The sequence below is a fragment of the Stenotrophomonas sp. STEN018 genome, from assembly GCF_056760235.1.
Genome location: NZ_JBRREK010000031.1, coordinates 34782 through 52638 on the forward strand (window position 1 = coordinate 34782; position 17857 = coordinate 52638).

Consider the following 17857-nt stretch of genomic DNA (forward strand, 5'->3'; position numbering starts at 1 on the left):
ACCCCCGCTGGTAACAGCGGGGGTGTTTTGTTTGTGGGTACTCAGCGCTGCAGCAGTGCGTACAAGGTTGCCGCCACTGCCAGCAGCGATGTGCCGACTACGGCGCTGCGCCCGAACATGCTCTGATAAACCCAGGACGGACCGCTGCGACCATGGCGTGCCGCATCGCGGGCCAGCATCGGCGCCATCACCCGTGGCAGAGTTACCAGGTATTGGTAGTTCAATGCGGCCATGCCTACCGCCAAGGTCAGCAGCCCGCCAACCAGGCCCATGCGCAGGACCACGCCAGCCATGGCGCAGATGCAGAACACGAAGGCGCTGATGGTATGCAGGCGCATGAAGCGGCGAACGCGCTGGGTTTCCTCGGGCGTCTCTGCATAGCGCAGCAGGTAAAGATTGGACAGATAGGCGGCCAAGGTGCCGAACACGATCGCGCCGAGCACCATCCACAGGTCGAACAGTGTGGGAAACAGGGAATTTGCCGCCGCACCGATCGTGCCTGCGGCAGCGCCGCTGCTTGCGGTGCTGGCGCCCAGGCCGCCCAGGCCGCCCAGGCCGAGTTTGCCTGCACCAGTGCCGGCAACGCCTGCGCCGCTGGCGATGATCACCGCGCTGGCGGTGCCGGGGGCGGCCAGCATCAGCGCCGAACTGATCAATGCAGTGAACGCCGTACCCGGTGCGGTGCTGCGCGCGAACTCGCCAAAGCGCTTGAGCATTTCCTCGCGCACGCTGGCGCGGGCACGCGACAGGCGCTTGCGCACGGCTGCATCGCTCAAGCCCAGCAGCATTGCCACCTGTTGTGAGCTCTGTCCTTCGCGGTAGTACAGCAGCAGCGCTTCACGACTGTCTTCGGGCAGGGCGGAGATGATTTCCTCGGCGACCAGTTCTTCCTCCAGCCGTGCCATCGCATCGACGCCATTGGGCGATGGATCGGCAGCCATGCTGATGGCGATTTCCGCGGCCTCGCCGCTGAGCGGCCGGTTGCGGTTGGCACGCAGCCAGTCGCGGGCGAGGTTACGGGTGATCTGCCGAAGCCACGGCAGGAAGCTGGAAGCGTTGTTGAGCTGGGTCAGCTGCTGCCAGGCCTTGATGAAGGCTTCCTGGGCGATGTCCTCGCTGGCCTGCACGTCGCGGGTGATGGCCAGGGCAATCGCGGTCACGGTGTTCTGGCAGCCCTGCACGATGCGCCCATAGGAGTGCGTGCAGCCTTTGCGGGCGGCAGGCAGTTCGTTCTGCAGCATGATTTCCAGCGTTTCGGTGCTCATCGGACAGGCCTTTTCGACGGTACTGCCAAACAGGACGGGCACCGAAGCCCGATGTGACCGATTATTTTTCCGGTGGCGGTGGCGGTGGCGGTGGCGGTGGCGGTGCCGGTGCCGGTGCGTCGGGCTGGGGCTGGATGCGGACGCGGAAATCGTCTTCGCTGGGTTTCTGCTGGGAAGGTTGTGCCTGCGCGGCAGGGGCGGCCGGAGCAGCGGTCGGCGCAGTGCGGTGGCGCATCATGATCACCAATGCCACGCCAGCGATCACCACCAGCAGGGCGATGCGGATCCGCCAGGCCCAGCCACGGCCGTTGCCGGCTTCGGCCGGGGTTTCGCGGAAGGCGTACTCGGCGGTGGGATGGTCGCGACGGGTGGTATCGAGCAGGCGTTTGTCGCGCAGGATCTCGCGAGCACGCGGCTGGTCATTGGCGTGTACCACCCAGACCGCGGGCTGGGTGTCGTTGTTGACCTTGTCGGTATAGCTGAACTGACCGCGGCGTTTGCTGTGGTACGAACGGCCGTTGGTGATGCGTACCTCGATACCGGCATCACGCAGGATCTGCGCCACACCTTCGGCGTTCTCGACGCGCTGGCTGCTGAAAATCTTGCGCATGGTTCAGCCTTTGCTCGCTTCGTTGTCGTCGGGGGTCACGCGGATCAGGCCTTCCTGTGCGGTGCTGGCGACCAGTACGCCATCGCGGGTATAGAACTGGCCACGCGCCAGACCGCGCGAATCCTGTGCGCTCGGGCTGTCCAGTGAGTACAGCAGCCAGTCATCGGCGCGGAACGGGCGGTGGAACCAGATGGCGTGGTCCAGCGAAGCCATCTGCACATGCGGCTGGTAGTAACTGATGCCGTGCGGGAAGGTCGCCGTGCCGAGCAGATGGAAGTCGGAGGCGTAGGCCAACAGCGCCTGATGCAGCTCCGGCGCGTCACCGATCTTCTCGTTCAAACGCAGCCAGACCTGGTGATAGGGCGGGCGCTTGGGCGGGTTCAGTTCGTCGCGCGGATAGACATGGCGGAACTCGAACGGGCCGCCGCGCGATAGCCAGCGCTGCACCTTCACCGGCAGCCGCTCCAGCACGTCGGCCGGGACGGGGCGGTTGGGTTCGATGTCCTCGGGCTGCGGCACGTCCGGCATCTTGTGCTGGTGCTCGGCGCCGCGCTCGGCCTGCTGGAACGAGGCGGCGCAGAAGAAGATCACCTTGCCGTGCTGGATCGCGGTGACCCGGCGCACCGAGAAGCTGCCACCGTCACGGGTGCGGTCCACGTCATAGACGATGGGGTGGTCGATATTGCCGGCGCGCAGGAAGTAGGCATGCAGCGAATGCACGTGGCGGCCGTTCTCGACGGTTGCCTGTGCGGCCGCCAGCGCCTGGCCCAGCACCTGCCCGCCGAACACGTACTTGGTGCCGATATCGCGGCTCTGGCCACGGAACAGGTTGTCCTCCAGCCGCTCCAGCGACAGCAGGTCAATCAGCTCGGATACCACGGGTTCGGGCGTGTTGGACAAGGCGGCGGCCTTCATTTCGACAGGCCGCGATTATAGGCGAGCAGGGGAGGGTGAACGCGGGCAGGCGCTGCTGCCGGTACCGATCCCCAGCCCGGACCGGGTGTTGCTCAGTTCTTGCCCAGGCGAGCAGCCAAGGCCTGCAAAGCACCCTGTGCATCTGGCGAGAACCAGGCTTCGACAAAGCGCTCCAGCTGGATGTGCTCGGCCTGCATGGCCTCGTGCAGGTCGGCGCGGGCGATGGCGCGGGTCTGCAGCATCGGCTGCGCCGGCAGCTTGAGTTGGGCCTGCAGCCAGCCGATGGCGCGCTCGACCACCTGCGGCGCGCTGTCAGCCAGTTCATCAACCAGGCCGATCTCCAGGGCGCGCTCGGCGCTGACCAGCTGGCCGCCGGTCAGCAAGACGCTGGCACGGTGGTGGCCGACCACGCGGCGCATCAGGCGTTGGATGCCTTCCGGCGCGACCAGGCCCACCTGTACCTCGTTCAGGCCGATCACATAGGGCTTTGACGGGTCGGCGCTGCGCGCCATTACCCGGTAATCGCAGCACAGCGCCAGCACGCAGCCGCCAGCCGGTGAATGGCCGGTCAGCGCGGCCACGACCGGCACACGGCTCTCGGCCAGTACCCGCGCAGCACCGAAGAAGGCCTGCCAGCTGTCCATCAGTTTGCGCTTGTCATCGCCATGCGAGAGCAGGTGCGGTACATCCATGCCGCCGGTGAAGATGCGCTCGCTGCCGGACAGTACGATGCCGTGCACGTCATCGGTCATGGCCACGGTGACGGCGGCAATAAGGGCGCGGCACAGTTCGGTATCCAGCGCGTTGACCGGTGGCCGCGCCAGGCGCAGTTCGCGGATGGGGCCATGGTTGATCACTTCGATGAGCGTGGTCATGCTGCGGTTTCTCGTACGGCAAGGAGTCGTGGCCTGATGATAACCAAACCATTCGTGTGCGTACTGTTGGCCTTGTGTGCGTTCGAGGCGAGCGCTGCGGCGCCGGTCTGTGTGACCGTAGAGCAGGGCTGGGTACGGTTGACCCCGGCGGCGATGCGGATGGCAGCGGGCTTTGCGCGCATTCGCAACGGCTGCACCAGCGAAGTCGTGGTGATTGGCGCGGGCAGCAAGGCCTTCGGTGATGTGTCGTTGCACGAAACCACGGTGGTGCAGGGCGTCAGCCGGATGCGCGAAATCGAGCGTTTGCCGATCGCGCCGGGCGCATCAGCCGAGCTGAAGCCGGGTGGTCTGCATTTGATGTTGATGCAGCCGGAAGTGCCGCTGGCGGAAGGTGCGCAGTTGCCGTTGCGGCTGAGTCTGGAAGACGGAACAAAGGTCGACGGCGTGCTGCAGGTACGGCGCGAGGCGCCTGCGCGTTGATCAGGCCTCGGCCTGCTTCAGCCATTCACGTGGAGACATACCTATTTTGGCGGCGAATACCCGCGACAGCGCCGAGGCGTTGGCATAGCCCAGCTCGTCGGCCAGTGTCTTGATCGACCGGCCTTGCCGCAACCGGCGCTGGGCCAGCGCGAGGCGCCAATCGGTGAGGTAGTCCAGCGGCGTCTGCCCGACGACATCGCGGAAGCTGTTGGCAAACGCGGTGCGTGACATGCCGGCCTGTTCGGCGAGGTTGTTGAGCGTCCAGCTTTCGCCGGGTTGGTCGTGCATCGCTGCCAGCGCACGCGACAAGCGTGGATCCGACAGGCCGGTGATGAAACCAGCGGGAATCCCTGCCTCCTGCGGATGATCCAGCAGCCAGCGCAGCAACTGGATCACCACCACTTCAAACAACCGATCAGTCAGCAGGCGCTGACCGCAGCGGACGTTGTCGGTTTCGTTGAACAGCAGTTCCAGCGTCATCGCCAGCCCGGGGATGCGCGCCAGCGGTAGTGCGATCAGCGAGGGCAGGCCGCGCACCAGTGGATGCGCGATGCCACCGTCGAAGTCCAGCCGGGCGCAGGTGAAGTCGGCGCCGTCGCGCGGCGGGTTGTGGAAGCGATGGCTGAGCGGGCGCGGATAGAACAGCAGTGTTGGCTCCTCGAAGTGCATCGAGGCCGGGATGTCGCGGCTGCCGGGATGACTGACGTCGAGCTGGCCGCGCCGCAGTACGTGCAGATAGGCATGGCCTTCACCCGCATCAAAGCTGGTCAGTCCGCATAGCGGGCCGGAGTGAAACAACTGCGCCTGGAAACGGAAGTTCTCCAGGACGCCTGCCAGGCGATCCACCGGTGGGAGCGTGCTCATCTGTATCAATTGGCTTGTTTGATGAACTAATCGTATCAAATGGTTCTGATGCGGGCGGGATACTTCTTTCACGGGCTGACGGCCCGGTCGCCATCCCAATCGATCAGGAGATCACCATGTCACGCATCAATCTACAGACCCAGACCGCACCTGCTGCCAGCCAGCCGCTGCTGGCGCAGATCCATCAGGCCTTCGGTGCGACGCCGAACATGTTCAAGGCCGTCGCCAATTCTCCTGCAGCGCTGCAGAGCATGTGGGGAGCATTTGGCGCCCTGGGCAATGGCAGCCTTGGCAGCAAGCTCGGCGAACAGCTCGCCGCGGCCGTCGCCAACCGCAACCGCTGTGAGTACTGCTTGGCTGCGCATACCGTACTGGGCCAGCAAGCCGGTGCTACCGCTACCGAGATGGCGGCAGCACAGGTTGGTCAATCCGACGATGCGCGTACCGCGGCAGCGTTGCGTTTTGCACTGAAGGTGGTGGAGCAGCGTGCGCAGCTGGACGATGCTGATGTAGCGGAGCTGCGTAGCGTCGGTTTTGGTGACGAGCAGATCGTTGAGATTCTCGCGCATGTGGCGTTGAACCTGTACACCAACTACATCAACGTGGCGCTGGATGTGCCGGTGGATTTTCCGAAGGTTGCGTTGAAGTAACGCTGCGCGAAGGCAGGCAGCTCCCCGCCAAGCCCGCAACTGCAGCTCAAGCCCCTCTCCCGCCTGCGGGGTAAGGGGGGCAGCTTGCGAACCATTGGTTCGCTGCCCGTCGAACGCCCTTGCGCCAGCGCAAGGGCCGGGGCGCGGAGCGGGGGTTGGGGTGAGGGCGCTTCAAGCTCCAAAAGCTCCAAAAGCTCCCCTCATCCGCCCTTCGGGCACCTTCTCCCGCATGCGGGAGAAGGGAGGTTTCAGGCATTTTTACAATTTTCCCGCTTCGCTTTCGCTCAGCTCGAAGCACCCCGAACAGCCTCAGGCAACGGTGCACTTTTCCCCGTCTGCGTATCCATCCAAACCACCACCACATTACCGTCCGAATACAGTTTGCTGTCGTCGTTCTGGTCAACGATGCGGTGACCAATGGTCACGCTGCTATTGCCCAGACGCTCGACAAACAGTTCGACCACGATGTCGTTCGGCCAAACGATCGGCAGGCGATAGTTGATGTTGGTGTTGGCCACCACCGGCGCGATGCGGTCAGTCATCGACACGCCTTCCACGCCCAGCATCCAGCGCACGCGCGCCTCTTCCAGGTAGGAGACGTACTTGGCGTTGTTGACGTGGCCCATCGAGTCCATGTCGCGCCAGCGCACGCTGATCGGTACGCGGGCCAGTTGCTTGTGCTCGTTACTCATTTCGCAGCCTTCTTCTTGGCGGGGGCAGCAGCCTTTTTGGCCGCCGTTTTCTTGGCCGGCTTTTCCTTGCGCGGCGGGCGCGCATCAGGCTTGTTGGCTACTGCTGCCGGTTGCTCCGGGCGCGCGCTGGTGCTCGGCAGCATCTTGGCCAGGAACTGACCGGTATACGAATCAGGATGCGCCGCCACGTCTTCCGGCGTACCTGTGACCAGTACGGTGCCGCCACGATGGCCGCCTTCCGGACCCAGATCGACGATCCAGTCAGCAGTCTTGATCACGTCAAGGTTGTGCTCGATCACCACGACTGTATTGCCTTCGTCGCGCAGCTTGTGCAGCACGCCTAGCAGTGCTTCGATGTCGTGGAAGTGCAGGCCGGTGGTCGGCTCGTCGAGGATGTACAGGGTGCGGCCGGTATCGCGGCGGGACAGTTCCTTGGACAGCTTCACGCGCTGTGCTTCACCGCCGGACAGCGTGGTCGCGCTCTGGCCCAGCTTGATGTAACTCAAGCCTACGTCCATCAGCGTTTCCAGCTTGCGTGCGATCGTCGGCACCGGCTCGAACAGGCGCAGGGCATCTTCGACCGTCATCTGCAGCACGTCGTTGATGTTGTAGCCCTTGTAGAGGATCTCCAACGTCTCGCGGTTGTAGCGCTTGCCGTGGCAGACATCGCAAGGCACATACACGTCCGGCAGGAAGTGCATTTCCACCTTGATCAGGCCATCGCCCTGGCAGGCCTCGCAGCGGCCGCCACGCACGTTGAAGCTGAAACGGCCCGGTGAATAACCGCGCGCACGCGCTTCCGGCACCTGCGCGTACAGCTCACGCAGCGGCGTGAACAGGCCGGTGTAGGTCGCCGGATTGGAGCGCGGAGTGCGGCCAATCGGTGACTGGTCGATGTCCACCACTTTGTCGAACAGATCCAGGCCTTCGACGCTCTTGTACTTGGCAATCGGATGCGAGGAACCGTTGATCTCGTTGGCGGCCAGCGAGAACAAGGTGTCGTTGATAAGCGTCGACTTGCCCGAGCCGGACACGCCGGTCACGCAGGTCAACAGGCCGGATGGAACATCCAGATCAACGTTCTTCAGGTTGTTGCCGCTGGCGCCACGCAGGCGCAGCGTCATCTTCGGATTGGGCTTGTGCCGGCGTGCCGGGATCTCGATGCGACGCTTGCCTGACAGGTACTGGCCGGTCAAAGAGCGCGGTGCATCCAGCAGGTCCTGCAACTGACCCTGGCCGACGATTTCGCCGCCATGCACGCCTGCACCGGGGCCGATATCGACCACGTAATCGGCAAGCCGGATTGCATCTTCGTCGTGCTCGACCACGATCACCGTATTGCCCAGATCACGCAGGCGGGTGAGGGTGCCGAGCAGGCGCTCGTTGTCGCGCTGGTGCAGGCCGATGGACGGCTCGTCGAGCACATACATCACGCCGACCAGACCGGCACCGATCTGCGAAGCCAGACGGATGCGCTGCGCTTCACCGCCGGACAAGGTGTCGGCCTTGCGCTCCAGCGTGAGGTAATCCAAGCCAACGTCGACCAGGAAACCGAGCCGCTCGCCGATCTCCTTGACGATCTTGGTGGCGATCTCGCCGCGCCAACCGGGCAGGCTCAGTTCGCTGAAGAAGCGCTTGGCTTCGTCGATCGGCAGTACTGCGATTTCCGGCAGCGGGCGGTCGGCGACAAACACATTGCGCGCTGCCTTGTTCAAGCGCGCGCCCTTGCACTCCGGGCATGGCCGCGAGCTGATGTACTTGGCAAGCTCCTCGCGCACCGCCGGCGATTCGGTCTCGCGGTAGCGCCGTTCGAGGTTGGGGATGATGCCTTCGAAGCGGTGCTTGCGCTGGTTGCGGCCGCCGGCTTCGGTGAAGTAAGTGAAGGTGATCTGATCTTCGCCACTGCCGTACAGCACGGCCTGTTTCACGTTGTCCGGCAGCGACTGCCAGGTGGCATCCACATCGAACTTGTAGTGCTTGGCCAGCGAGGCGATCAGCTGGAAGTAATAGGCGTTGCGGCGGTCCCAGCCGCGCACCGCACCGGCAGCCAGGGACAGCTCCGGGTGCACCACGACGCGGTTCGGGTCGAAGAACTCGGCCACGCCCAGGCCATCGCAGCCCGGGCATGCGCCGACCGGCGAGTTGAACGAGAACAGGCGCGGTTCCAGTTCCGGCAGCGCGTAATCACAGACCGGGCAGCTGTACTTGGAGGAGAACAGCTGCGGCGTGCTGTCGGCGGCATCCAGGGTCATCACCGTGGCCATGCCATCGCCCAGCTTGAGCGCGGTTTCAAAGCTTTCAGCCAGGCGCTGCTTGATGTCTTCGCGCGGACGGAAACGATCAACTACGGCCTCGATGGTGTGCTTCTGGCGCAGGGTCAGCGCCGGCACTTCATCGATTTCGTATAGCTCGCCGTCAACGCGTACACGCACGAAGCCCTGTGCACGCAGCTGGTCGAAGACCTGCGCATGCTCGCCCTTGCGGTCACGGATGACCGGTGCCAGCAGCATGTAGCGCTGCTCTGGATCCAGGGTCAGCACCTGGTCGACCATCTGGCTGACGGTCTGCGCTTCCAGCGGGTAGCCGTGGTCCGGGCAGCGCGGGCTGCCGACGCGGGCGTACAGCAGGCGCAGGTAGTCGTAGATCTCAGTGATAGTGCCTACGGTGGAGCGCGGATTGTGCGAGGTTGACTTCTGCTCGATGGAGATCGCCGGCGACAGACCCTCGATGTGGTCCAGGTCGGGCTTCTCCATCACGCTCAGGAACTGCCGTGCATACGCCGACAGCGACTCGACATAGCGGCGCTGGCCTTCGGCGTAGATGGTGTCGAACGCCAACGAGGACTTGCCCGAGCCGGACAGGCCGGTGATCACGATCAATTTGTCGCGGGGCAGGTCGAGATCGATGTTCTTGAGATTGTGCGTCCGCGCACCGCGGATGCGGATGAAATCCATCGCCATGGGAAATCCGATTTGGACCGCTGCCGGCTGGGCCGGAAGCAGGATGTGTGGGGGCGTCGCTGACGGCAGTCAATCAGCCTAGCGACCTTGTCATTTGGGGGCAATTGCCAGTTTTGCCAGTGCTGTTTCCCGCCAGTGGGCCAGATGACGGGGCGGGGCCTGAACCAGTGTTCAGCCCCGGTGCGTCAGAGCTGGGGGCGGGTTGACCCGGGCCCGGTATGGCCGGTAAAATCCCGCTTCTGTCCGCCCTCGATGGCGGGCAAGGCGACCACAATAACTACAGAGGAAGTCTGGTCATGTATGCAGTTCTGGTAACTGGCGGTAAGCAGTACCGCGTCGTTCAGGGTGAAACCCTGCGCGTGGAAAAACTCGAAGTCGAAGCTGGCAACGAGATCAAGTTTGACAACATCCTGATGCTCGGCGATGCCGACGGCATCAAGCTGGGTGACGCGCTGAAGGGCGCTTCGGTGACCGCCAAGGTTGTGGCCCATGGCCGCGCCGACAAGATCCGGATCATCAAGTTCCGTCGTCGTAAGCACCACATGAAGCGTCAGGGTCACCGTCAGTACTACACCGAAATCGAAATCACCGGCATCGCCGGCTAATTGCTAAGGAGCATCCGTCATGGCACATAAAAAGGGCGTAGGTTCCTCGCGCAACGGTCGCGATTCCAACCCGAAATACCTCGGCGTCAAGATCTTCGGTGGCCAGGCCATCGAAGCGGGCAACATCATCGTGCGTCAGCGCGGCACCCAGTTCCACCCGGGTGCAGGCGTCGGCCTGGGCCGTGACCACACGCTGTTCGCGCTGGTCGATGGCAAGGTTGAGTTCACGGTGAAGGGTGCCAACAAGCGCCGTACCGTCAGCGTCGTCACGGAAGCTTAATTCCGTACGCGCAAGCCGCCCATACTCTGGTGTGGGCTGCTGACGAGAGCCCCGCTTCGGCGGGGTTTTTCGTTGGAACCCCGACATTCCGGGGTGCAGGGCCGATAATGGGCAGTACCTGCTTTTGCTATTCCCCAATCCCCATTTCCTAATCCCGGCGTTAAATTCATGAAACTTGTAGACGAAGCGGAGATCGAAGTCATCGCTGGCAAAGGCGGCAATGGCTGTATCGGCTTTCGCCGCGAGAAGTTCATTCCGCTCGGTGGTCCGGATGGTGGCGATGGCGGCAATGGCGGCAGCGTCTGGATCCGTGCCGACGCAAACCTGAACACCCTGGTCGACTTCCGCCATGACCGCATCTTCAAGGCGCAGCGTGGCGAGAACGGCATGGGTCGGCAGGCCTATGGCAAGGGCGGCGAAGATCTGGTCATCACCGTGCCGGTCGGCACCGTGGTGATGAACGTCGACACTGACGAAGTCATTGGCGACATGACCACGCATGGCGATCGCCTGTTGGTGGCCAAGGGCGGCAAGGGCGGCCTGGGCAACATGCACTTCAAGAGCTCCACCAATCGCGCGCCGCGTCAGGCGCTGCCGGGTGAAGAGGGTGAAGAGCGCCTGCTCAAGCTGGAGCTGAAGCTGCTGGCCGATGTTGGCCTGCTGGGCTTCCCCAATGCCGGCAAGAGCACCTTGATCCGTGCGGTTTCGGCGGCAACGCCGAAGGTCGCTGACTACCCGTTCACCACTTTGTATCCGAACCTGGGTGTGGTGAAGGTCGAGAATTACCGCAGCTTCGTGATCGCCGATATTCCGGGCCTGATCGAGGGTGCGGCTGACGGTGCCGGCCTGGGTGCGCAGTTCCTGCGCCATCTGCAGCGCACCCGTCTGTTGTTGCACCTCGTTGACATCTCGCCGATGGAGGGTGGTGTTGAAGGTATTTCGCCTGTTGAGCAGGTGCGTGCTATCGAGCGTGAGCTCGGCAAGCATGATCCGGAGCTGCTGAAGAAGCCGCGCTGGCTGGTGCTGAACAAGGCTGACCTGATGTTCGAGGACGAGGCCAAGGAAGCGGCTGAGCAGATCATCAAGGAGCTGGGTTGGACTGGCCCGTGGTACCTGGTGTCGGCACTGGGTCGCGAAGGCACCTGGCCGATCATGAAGGACATCATGGCGTCCTTCGATCAGCAGAAAATTCTGGAAGCCGAAGAGCGTCACGCGCTGGGTGAGTAAGGTTTTTTGTTGATAGCTGATGCATGAAAAAACCCGGCGAAAGCCGGGTTTTCTGCTTTTGGCGTTGCTGTGGTTTTGGCTCTGGTTTTGGCTTTGGCTTTGGCTGTGGCTGTGGCTGTGGCTGTGGCATTGGCTTGCGCTTGAAGCCCCTCTCCCGCCTGCGGGAGAGGGGTTGGGGTGAGGGCAAGCTTTTGCTTGAGAAGCCAAAGCCAAAGCCAAAGCCAAAGCCAAGGCCCCCTCATCCGCCCTTCGGGCACCTTCTCCCGCAAGCGGGAGAAGGGAGTATTTCGATTTTCCTTGCGTCGGCTCGAAGCCAAGGCCGAAGCCAGAGCCGAAGCCAGAGCCGAAGCTGCCTCGTTTGACCTTTTTGTGCGCCTCAGCTCCCTGCTCTGGCTTCTCGCGTATGGCGTGGATCGTGCGCAGTTATGGGCTTATGGCTCGCGAGCGGCCCGCTCCTGATCGGCTGAGTGAGGGTAGGGCTGGCTCGCTTCTAGAAATCGCTCAACAAAAAACCCGACACTAGGCCGGGTTTTTCATGCCGGGAGTCTTGCGACTCCAGGTTGTTGCGCGGATCAGGCGGCCTTGATGGCTTTGATGCGTGCAGTCAAACGGCTCTTATGACGCGCAGCCTTGTTCTTGTGAATCAGGCCACGGGCGCTGAAACGGTCGAGGATAGGCTGGGCGACGGCAAAGGCTGCCTCGGCGCCAGCGGCGTCGTTGGCATCCAGAGCCTTGATCACCTTCTTGACGGCGGTGCGCAGCATCGAACGCTGAGCCGTGTTGCGCGCGTTGCGCACAACGGTCTGCTTGGCGCGCTTCTTGGCGGACTTGATATTGGCCACAGTGGTGGTTTCCTGAAAATCGATGTGGTGGGAACAGCAAGCATGCAAGTATGATGGCTGTCCGATTGAACGTCAAGTCAAGTTGTCAAGGGGGCCGTGGGTGAGTTCACCGCGCATGTTGCGGGGGCTGCTGTCGTTCAGCAGCATGACGATGATTTCCCGGGTTCTTGGCCTGGTTCGCGATCAGGTTATCACTACCACCTTCGGTAGTAACGCGGTCACCGATGCCTTCTGGGTAGCGTTCCGTGTGCCCAATTTCCTGCGTCGCCTGTTTGCCGAGGGTTCGTTCGCCACGGCCTTCGTGCCGGTCTTCACCGAGGTCAAGGAAACCCGTCCGCACGCCGATCTGCGCGAGCTGATGGCGCGGGTGTCCGGTACCTTGGGTGGCGCGCTGCTGGTGGTCACCGCGTTGGCGCTGATTTTCACGCCACAGTTGGCGTTCCTGTTCAGCAGCGGTGCGACCGACCCTGCCAAACAGGGCCTGCTGATCGATCTGTTCAGGCTGACTTTCCCGTTCCTGCTGTTCGTCTCACTGACGGCTTTGGCCGGCGGTGCGCTCAATAGTTTCCAGCGGTTCGCGATGCCGGCGCTGACGCCGGTGATACTCAATCTGTGCATGATCGCGGGTGCGCTATGGTTGGCACCACGGCTGGGCGGCACGCCCGAGAAACAGATTCTGGCGCTGGGCTGGGCGGTGCTGGCAGCCGGTGTGCTGCAGCTGCTGTTCCAGCTGCCCGGGCTGAAGGGCATCAATCTGCTGACCCTGCCGCGTTGGGGCTGGAATCACCCGGATGTGCGCAAGGTGCTGACGCTCATGGTGCCGACCCTGTTCGGTTCCTCGGTGGCGCAGATCAACCTGCTGCTGGATACGGTGATCGCTGCGCACCTGACCGACGGCTCGCAGTCCTGGCTGTCGCTGGCTGATCGCTTCCTGGAGCTGCCGCTGGGGGTGTTTGGCGTCGCTCTGGGTACGGTGATCCTGCCGGCGCTGGCCCGTCATCACGTCAAGACCGACGGCGAGGGCTTCTCCAATGCGCTGGACTGGGGCCTGCGCATGACCTTGCTGATCGCGGTACCGGCGATGTTGGCCCTGCTGTTGCTGGCCGAGCCGCTGATCGCCACGCTGTTCCAATACAAGAAGTTCACCGAATTCGACACCCAGATGACTGCACTGGCGGTCTATGGCTTGAGTTTCGGTCTGCCAGCCTTCGCCTTGCTGAAGGTGGTGCTGCCTGCGTTCTACTCACGCCAGGACACCAAAACCCCGGTGCGTGCTGGTCTGGTCGCGCTGGTCGCCAACATGGTCTTCAACTTCATCCTGCTGGCGGTGGTTTACCACTACATGGTGCCGCCGGAGCTGAAGGCGCAGGGCGTGATGGCGGCGTTGGGCAAGCAGCCCGGCCTGCATCTGGCGCTGGGTATTGCCAGTGCACTGTCCAGTTACCTGAACCTGATCCTGCTTTGGCATTGGCTGGGTAAGACTGGCGTCTACCAGCGCCGGCCGGGCTGGGGTGGCTATCTGCTGCGTCTGGCGGTGGCCTGCGCGGTGATGGTGGCGGTGCTGTTGGGCCTGCTGCATTGGCTGCCGGAGTTCACGCCGATGGATAAATGGCAGCGTGCCAGCGCTCTGGCGCTGCTGGTCGGCGCAGGCGGTGCGAGTTATCTGCTGGCGATGATTGCGATGGGCTTCCGCCCGCGCGACCTGCGCGGCCACTGAGCTGCCCGTTATACTTCAGGGCTACACACGACAGAACCGGCCCGTATGGGCCGGATCCGGATGGAATGAGCAGGCTTTTTAGAGACGTCGAAGGCGGGGTGTTGTTCCCGCAGGGAAGCGTGGTCTGCATTGGTGCCTTCGATGGCCTGCACCTGGGCCATCGGGCGCTGGTGCGCCACGCAGTTGCCCGTGCCCGCGCCTTGGGTGTGCCGGCCGTAGCCTTGGGCTTCGAGCCGCTGCCACGCGAGTTCTTCGCCAAGGACAACCCGCCGCCGCGGCTGATGCTGGCCCGTGACAAGGTCGCCACCCTGCGCGAGCTGGGGGTCGACAGCGTCGGCCTGCTGCGCTTTGACGCCAAAATGGCGGCGATCACCGCCGAGGACTTCGTCCGCGACATGCTGGTGCGCCGGCTGGGTGCACGCGAAGTCTGGATCGGCCCCAAGTTCCATTTCGGCAACCGCCGTGGCGGAGATATCGCGTTGCTGCAGGCGATGGGCGCCGAGCTGGGCTTTGTCGCCGGCGAGATCGAGCCGGTTCACCTGAACGGCGAGCGTATTTCCAGCACCCGCATCCGCGAGCTTATCGTGGCCGGTGAGTTCGCCCATGCCGGCGAATTGCTGGGTCGTCCGTATGCGATCGGCGGCCGGGTCGTGCGCGGGCGCCAGCTCGGGCGCACCCTGGGCTTCCCTACCGCCAACTTGCGTTTCCCGAAAACACCCGCACTTTCTGGTATCTACGCTACGTGGGTGCACGGCGTGTTCGAGCAGCCATGGCCGTCGGTGTCGAGCTTCGGCACGCGCCCAACGGTTGAAGGTGTGGAGCCGCTGCTTGAGGCACATCTGTTCGACTTCAATGGTGACCTGTACGGCCGTCATATCGAAGTGGAATTTGTCGCCAAGCTGCGGGATGAAGAAAAGTTCAACGATCTGCCGGCGTTGACCGAGCAGATGCACCGCGACGCAGAACAGGCGCGTCGCATCCTCAACGAACACAGATTGCGAGCTACCGCGTGAGCCAGGATTACAAAGCCACCCTCCATCTGCCAGCAACGGAATTCCCGATGCGCGGCGACCTGCCCAAGCGCGAGCCGGGCATCCTGGCACGTTGGGAAGAGCAGGGCATTTACGCGCAGCTTCGTGAGAATGCGAAGGGCCGCCCGTTGTTCGTGCTGCATGATGGCCCGCCGTATGCCAATGGCCAGATCCACCTGGGCCATGCGGTCAACAAGATCCTCAAGGACATCATCGTCAAGTCGCGCTACATCGACGGCTTCGATGCGCCCTACGTGCCGGGCTGGGATTGCCACGGCCTGCCGATCGAAATCGCGGTCGAGAAGAAGTGGGGCAAGGTCGGCGTCAAGCTTGATGCCGAGCAGTTCCGGCAGAAGTGCCGTGAGTACGCCGAAGAGCAGATCAACCTGCAGCGCGCTGATTTCAAGCGCCTGGGTGTGATCGGCGATTGGGAGAACCCGTACAAGACGCTGAGCTTCGACTTCGAGGCCAATGAAATCCGTGCGTTGGCCAAGATCGTCGCCAACGGCCACCTGGTGCGCGGCGCCAAGCCGGTGCATTGGTGCTTTGACTGCGGCTCGGCGCTGGCCGAGGCCGAAATCGAATACCAGGACAAGACCTCGCCGGCCATCGACGTGGCTTACGCCGCGCGCGACTCCAAGACGCTGGCTGCCAGCTTCGGCGTCGAGCTGCCGGCCGGTGTGGAAGTGGCGGTGCCGATCTGGACCACCACGCCGTGGACGCTGCCTGCATCGTTGGCGGTGTCGCTGGGTGCGGACATCGAATACGCGCTGGTCGAAGGCCCCGCCCACAACGGCCAGCCGCGCTGGCTGGTGCTGGCCTCGGCGCTGGCTGAGCGCTCGCTGGGCCGCTACGGCGTGGCCGACGTGGTCGTGCATGGTCACGCCAAGGGTTCGGTGCTGGAAAACCAGCTGCTGGCACACCCGTTCTATGCCAACCGCGACATCCCGCTGCTCAACGGTGAGCACGTGTCCGATGCCGACGGTACCGGTGCGGTGCATACCGCGCCTGGCCACGGTCAGGAAGATTTCGCGGTCAGTCAGCAGTACGGGCTGATGGACAAGTACAACGCCGGCCAGATCAATCCTATCGACGGCGGCGGTGTGTACTTGTCGTCGACGCCGCCGGCCGGTACGGTCGAGCTGGCCGGCCAGCACCTGTGGAAAGCACAGCCGCTGATCGTCGAAGTGCTGCGCGAAAGCGGCGCACTGCTGGCCTTCTTCGAAATCCAGCACAGCTATCCGCATTGCTGGCGGCACCGCAAGCCGGTGGTGTTCCGCGCCACCCCGCAGTGGTTCATCTCGATGGACAAGGCCAATCTGCGCGACGACGCGATGGCTGCCATCGACAACGTGGGCTGGTTCCCGAGCTGGGGCAAGGCGCGCATCAGCAGCATGGTCGACGGTCGCCCGGACTGGTGCATCAGCCGCCAGCGCACCTGGGGCGTGCCGATCGCATTGTTCACCCACCGCGAAACCGGCGAGCCGCATCCGCGCAGCGTCGAGTTGATGCGGCAGGTGGCCGACCGCGTGGAGCAGGCCGGCATCGACGTCTGGTATTCGCTGGACGCCAGCGAACTGCTTGGCGATGAAGCCGCACAGTACGAAAAGGTCACCGACATCCTCGATGTCTGGTTCGACTCCGGCGTCACCCACGAAGGTGTGCTGCTGGCACGTGGCTACGGCAAGCCGGCCGACCTGTACCTGGAAGGTTCCGATCAGCACCGCGGCTGGTTCCAGTCCTCGCTGCTGACCGGTGTGGCCATCGACAAGCACGCGCCGTACAAGCAGTGCCTGACCCACGGTTTCACCGTGGACGAGCACGGCCGCAAGATGTCCAAGTCGCTGGGCAACGGCATCGAGCCGCAGGAAATCATGCGCACCTTGGGCGCGGACATCCTGCGCCTGTGGATCGCGTCCGCCGATTACAGCAACGAGATGTCGCTGTCGCAGGAAATCCTCAAACGCAATGCCGACGCCTACCGCCGCCTGCGTAACACCGCGCGCTTCCTGCTCGGCAACCTGGACGGTTTCGACCCGGCCCAGCATCTGCTGCCGCTGCAGGACATGGTCGCGCTGGATCGCTGGATCGTGCATCGCGCGTTTGAGCTGCAGGAGAAGATCAAGGCCGCTTACGCCAACTACAACATGGCTGAGATCGTGCAGCTGTTGCTGAACTTCTGCAGCGTCGATCTGGGCTCGTTGTACCTGGACGTGACCAAGGACCGCCTGTACACCATGCAGGAAGATTCGCGCGGCCGCCGTTCGGCGCAGAGTGCGATGTTCCATATCGCCGAAGCGTTCGTGCGCTGGGTAGCACCGATCCTGACCTTCACCGCTGAAGAGCTGTGGGGTTACCTGCCGGGCAAGCGCGTCGACAACGTGCTGTTCTCCACCTGGTATGACGGTCTGGCGCCGTTGCCGGCCGATGCACAGCTGACCGCTGCTGATTTCGATCAGCTGCTGGCACTGCGCGAGCAGGTCTCCAAGGTGTTGGAACCGATGCGTGCCAATGGCGCTATCGGTGCAGCGCTGGAAGCGGAGATCACCGTCGCCGCCAACGAAGAGCAGGCTGCACGTTGGCAGCCGCTGGCCGAGGAGCTGCGCTTCCTGTTCATCAGTGGCGATGTCAGTGTGCGCCCGGCAACCACCGACGAGGTGTTTGTCAGCGCGCAGCCGACCGACAAGTCCAAGTGCGTGCGCTGCTGGCATTACCGCGCCGACGTTGGCACGGTGGAGGCGCATCCGGAGCTGTGTGGCCGTTGCGTCAACAACATCGACGGCGCTGGCGAAGACCGTCGCTGGTTCTAAGCAAGCCGTCACGCGAAGCGGGTGGGGTAGCGAT

Annotated in this window: 16 protein-coding genes; 8 read left to right on the forward strand and 8 right to left on the reverse strand. The window is 63.5% G+C overall.

Annotation, left to right across the window (positions count from 1 at the left end):
* Positions 1-41 precede the first annotated feature (41 nt).
* From ACVOMB_RS13135 to ACVOMB_RS13150, 4 genes are all read right to left on the reverse strand, one after another.
* Positions 42-1265 carry an RNA polymerase sigma factor gene (locus ACVOMB_RS13135; RefSeq protein WP_481531580.1) on the reverse strand — a complete coding sequence of 408 codons (1224 nt, stop codon included), beginning with the start codon at positions 1263-1265 and terminating at the stop codon, positions 42-44.
* Between the two features lie 61 nt (positions 1266-1326).
* Positions 1327-1875: a pathogenicity-like protein gene (locus ACVOMB_RS13140; protein WP_481531581.1), complete on the reverse strand. Its 549-nt coding sequence runs from the start codon at positions 1873-1875 to the stop codon at positions 1327-1329.
* A 3-nt stretch (positions 1876-1878) separates the two neighbouring features.
* Positions 1879-2790, reverse strand: coding sequence for an acyl-CoA thioesterase II (gene tesB, locus ACVOMB_RS13145; RefSeq protein WP_481531582.1), 912 nt, complete (start codon positions 2788-2790; stop codon positions 1879-1881).
* A 92-nt stretch (positions 2791-2882) separates the two neighbouring features.
* Entirely contained in the window at positions 2883-3665 is a 783-nt protein-coding gene (locus ACVOMB_RS13150) for an enoyl-CoA hydratase/isomerase family protein (protein WP_481531583.1), read from the reverse strand.
* Between the two features lie 36 nt (positions 3666-3701).
* Between ACVOMB_RS13150 and ACVOMB_RS13155 the strand changes: the two genes are divergently transcribed.
* Positions 3702-4145 carry a copper chaperone PCu(A)C gene (locus tag ACVOMB_RS13155; protein ID WP_481531584.1) on the forward strand — a complete coding sequence of 148 codons (444 nt, stop codon included), beginning with the start codon at positions 3702-3704 and terminating at the stop codon, positions 4143-4145.
* Here ACVOMB_RS13155 and ACVOMB_RS13160 read toward each other — a convergent pair whose 3' ends face one another.
* Positions 4146-5009, reverse strand: a complete 864-nt coding sequence (locus tag ACVOMB_RS13160; RefSeq protein WP_481531585.1) for an AraC family transcriptional regulator — start codon at positions 5007-5009, stop codon at positions 4146-4148. It lies immediately after the preceding gene.
* 116 nt (positions 5010-5125) lie between these two features.
* Between ACVOMB_RS13160 and ACVOMB_RS13165 the strand changes: the two genes are divergently transcribed.
* Positions 5126-5659: a carboxymuconolactone decarboxylase family protein gene (locus ACVOMB_RS13165; protein ID WP_481531586.1), complete on the forward strand. Its 534-nt coding sequence runs from the start codon at positions 5126-5128 to the stop codon at positions 5657-5659.
* A gap of 284 nt (positions 5660-5943) precedes the next feature.
* Here the strand turns inward: ACVOMB_RS13165 and ACVOMB_RS13170 are convergent, their stop codons facing one another.
* Together ACVOMB_RS13170 and uvrA are read right to left on the reverse strand one after the other, a co-directional pair.
* Positions 5944-6351 (reverse strand): acyl-CoA thioesterase, encoded by a 408-nt coding sequence (locus ACVOMB_RS13170; protein ID WP_296248213.1) that lies wholly within the window; start codon positions 6349-6351, stop codon positions 5944-5946.
* The gene (uvrA, locus tag ACVOMB_RS13175; protein ID WP_481531587.1) at positions 6348-9311 is read right to left on the reverse strand and encodes an excinuclease ABC subunit UvrA; all 2964 of its coding nucleotides are present in this window, start codon (positions 9309-9311) and stop codon (positions 6348-6350) included. Before uvrA ends, ACVOMB_RS13170 begins: the two co-directional genes overlap by 4 nt.
* A gap of 296 nt (positions 9312-9607) precedes the next feature.
* On the opposite strand from uvrA, the gene rplU reads away from it, so the two are divergent.
* From rplU to obgE, 3 genes are all read left to right on the forward strand, one after another.
* Complete coding sequence (gene rplU / locus ACVOMB_RS13180; protein WP_481511122.1) at positions 9608-9916, forward strand: 50S ribosomal protein L21; 309 nt, start codon at positions 9608-9610, stop codon at positions 9914-9916.
* Between the two features lie 19 nt (positions 9917-9935).
* Positions 9936-10196 carry a 50S ribosomal protein L27 gene (rpmA, locus tag ACVOMB_RS13185; protein WP_282269141.1) on the forward strand — a complete coding sequence of 87 codons (261 nt, stop codon included), beginning with the start codon at positions 9936-9938 and terminating at the stop codon, positions 10194-10196.
* 168 nt (positions 10197-10364) lie between these two features.
* Entirely contained in the window at positions 10365-11423 is a 1059-nt protein-coding gene (gene obgE / locus ACVOMB_RS13190; RefSeq protein WP_481531588.1) for a GTPase ObgE, read from the forward strand.
* Positions 11424-11995: 572 nt separating this feature from the next.
* Here obgE and rpsT read toward each other — a convergent pair.
* A complete protein-coding gene (gene rpsT, locus ACVOMB_RS13195; protein ID WP_057629708.1) occupies positions 11996-12265 on the reverse strand; it encodes a 30S ribosomal protein S20 in 270 nt (89 codons plus the stop codon).
* A 115-nt stretch (positions 12266-12380) separates the two neighbouring features.
* Between rpsT and murJ the strand changes: the two genes are divergently transcribed.
* The 3 genes from murJ (at position 12381) to ileS (ending at position 17823) form a co-directional block, all read left to right on the forward strand.
* Positions 12381-13982 carry a murein biosynthesis integral membrane protein MurJ gene (gene murJ / locus ACVOMB_RS13200; protein WP_481531605.1) on the forward strand — a complete coding sequence of 534 codons (1602 nt, stop codon included), beginning with the start codon at positions 12381-12383 and terminating at the stop codon, positions 13980-13982.
* A 65-nt stretch (positions 13983-14047) separates the two neighbouring features.
* Positions 14048-14995, forward strand: coding sequence for a bifunctional riboflavin kinase/FAD synthetase (locus tag ACVOMB_RS13205; protein ID WP_303747036.1), 948 nt, complete (start codon positions 14048-14050; stop codon positions 14993-14995).
* Complete coding sequence (gene ileS, locus ACVOMB_RS13210) at positions 14992-17823, forward strand: isoleucine--tRNA ligase (protein ID WP_481531589.1); 2832 nt, start codon at positions 14992-14994, stop codon at positions 17821-17823. Before ACVOMB_RS13205 ends, ileS begins: the two co-directional genes overlap by 4 nt.
* Positions 17824-17857 lie beyond the last annotated feature (34 nt).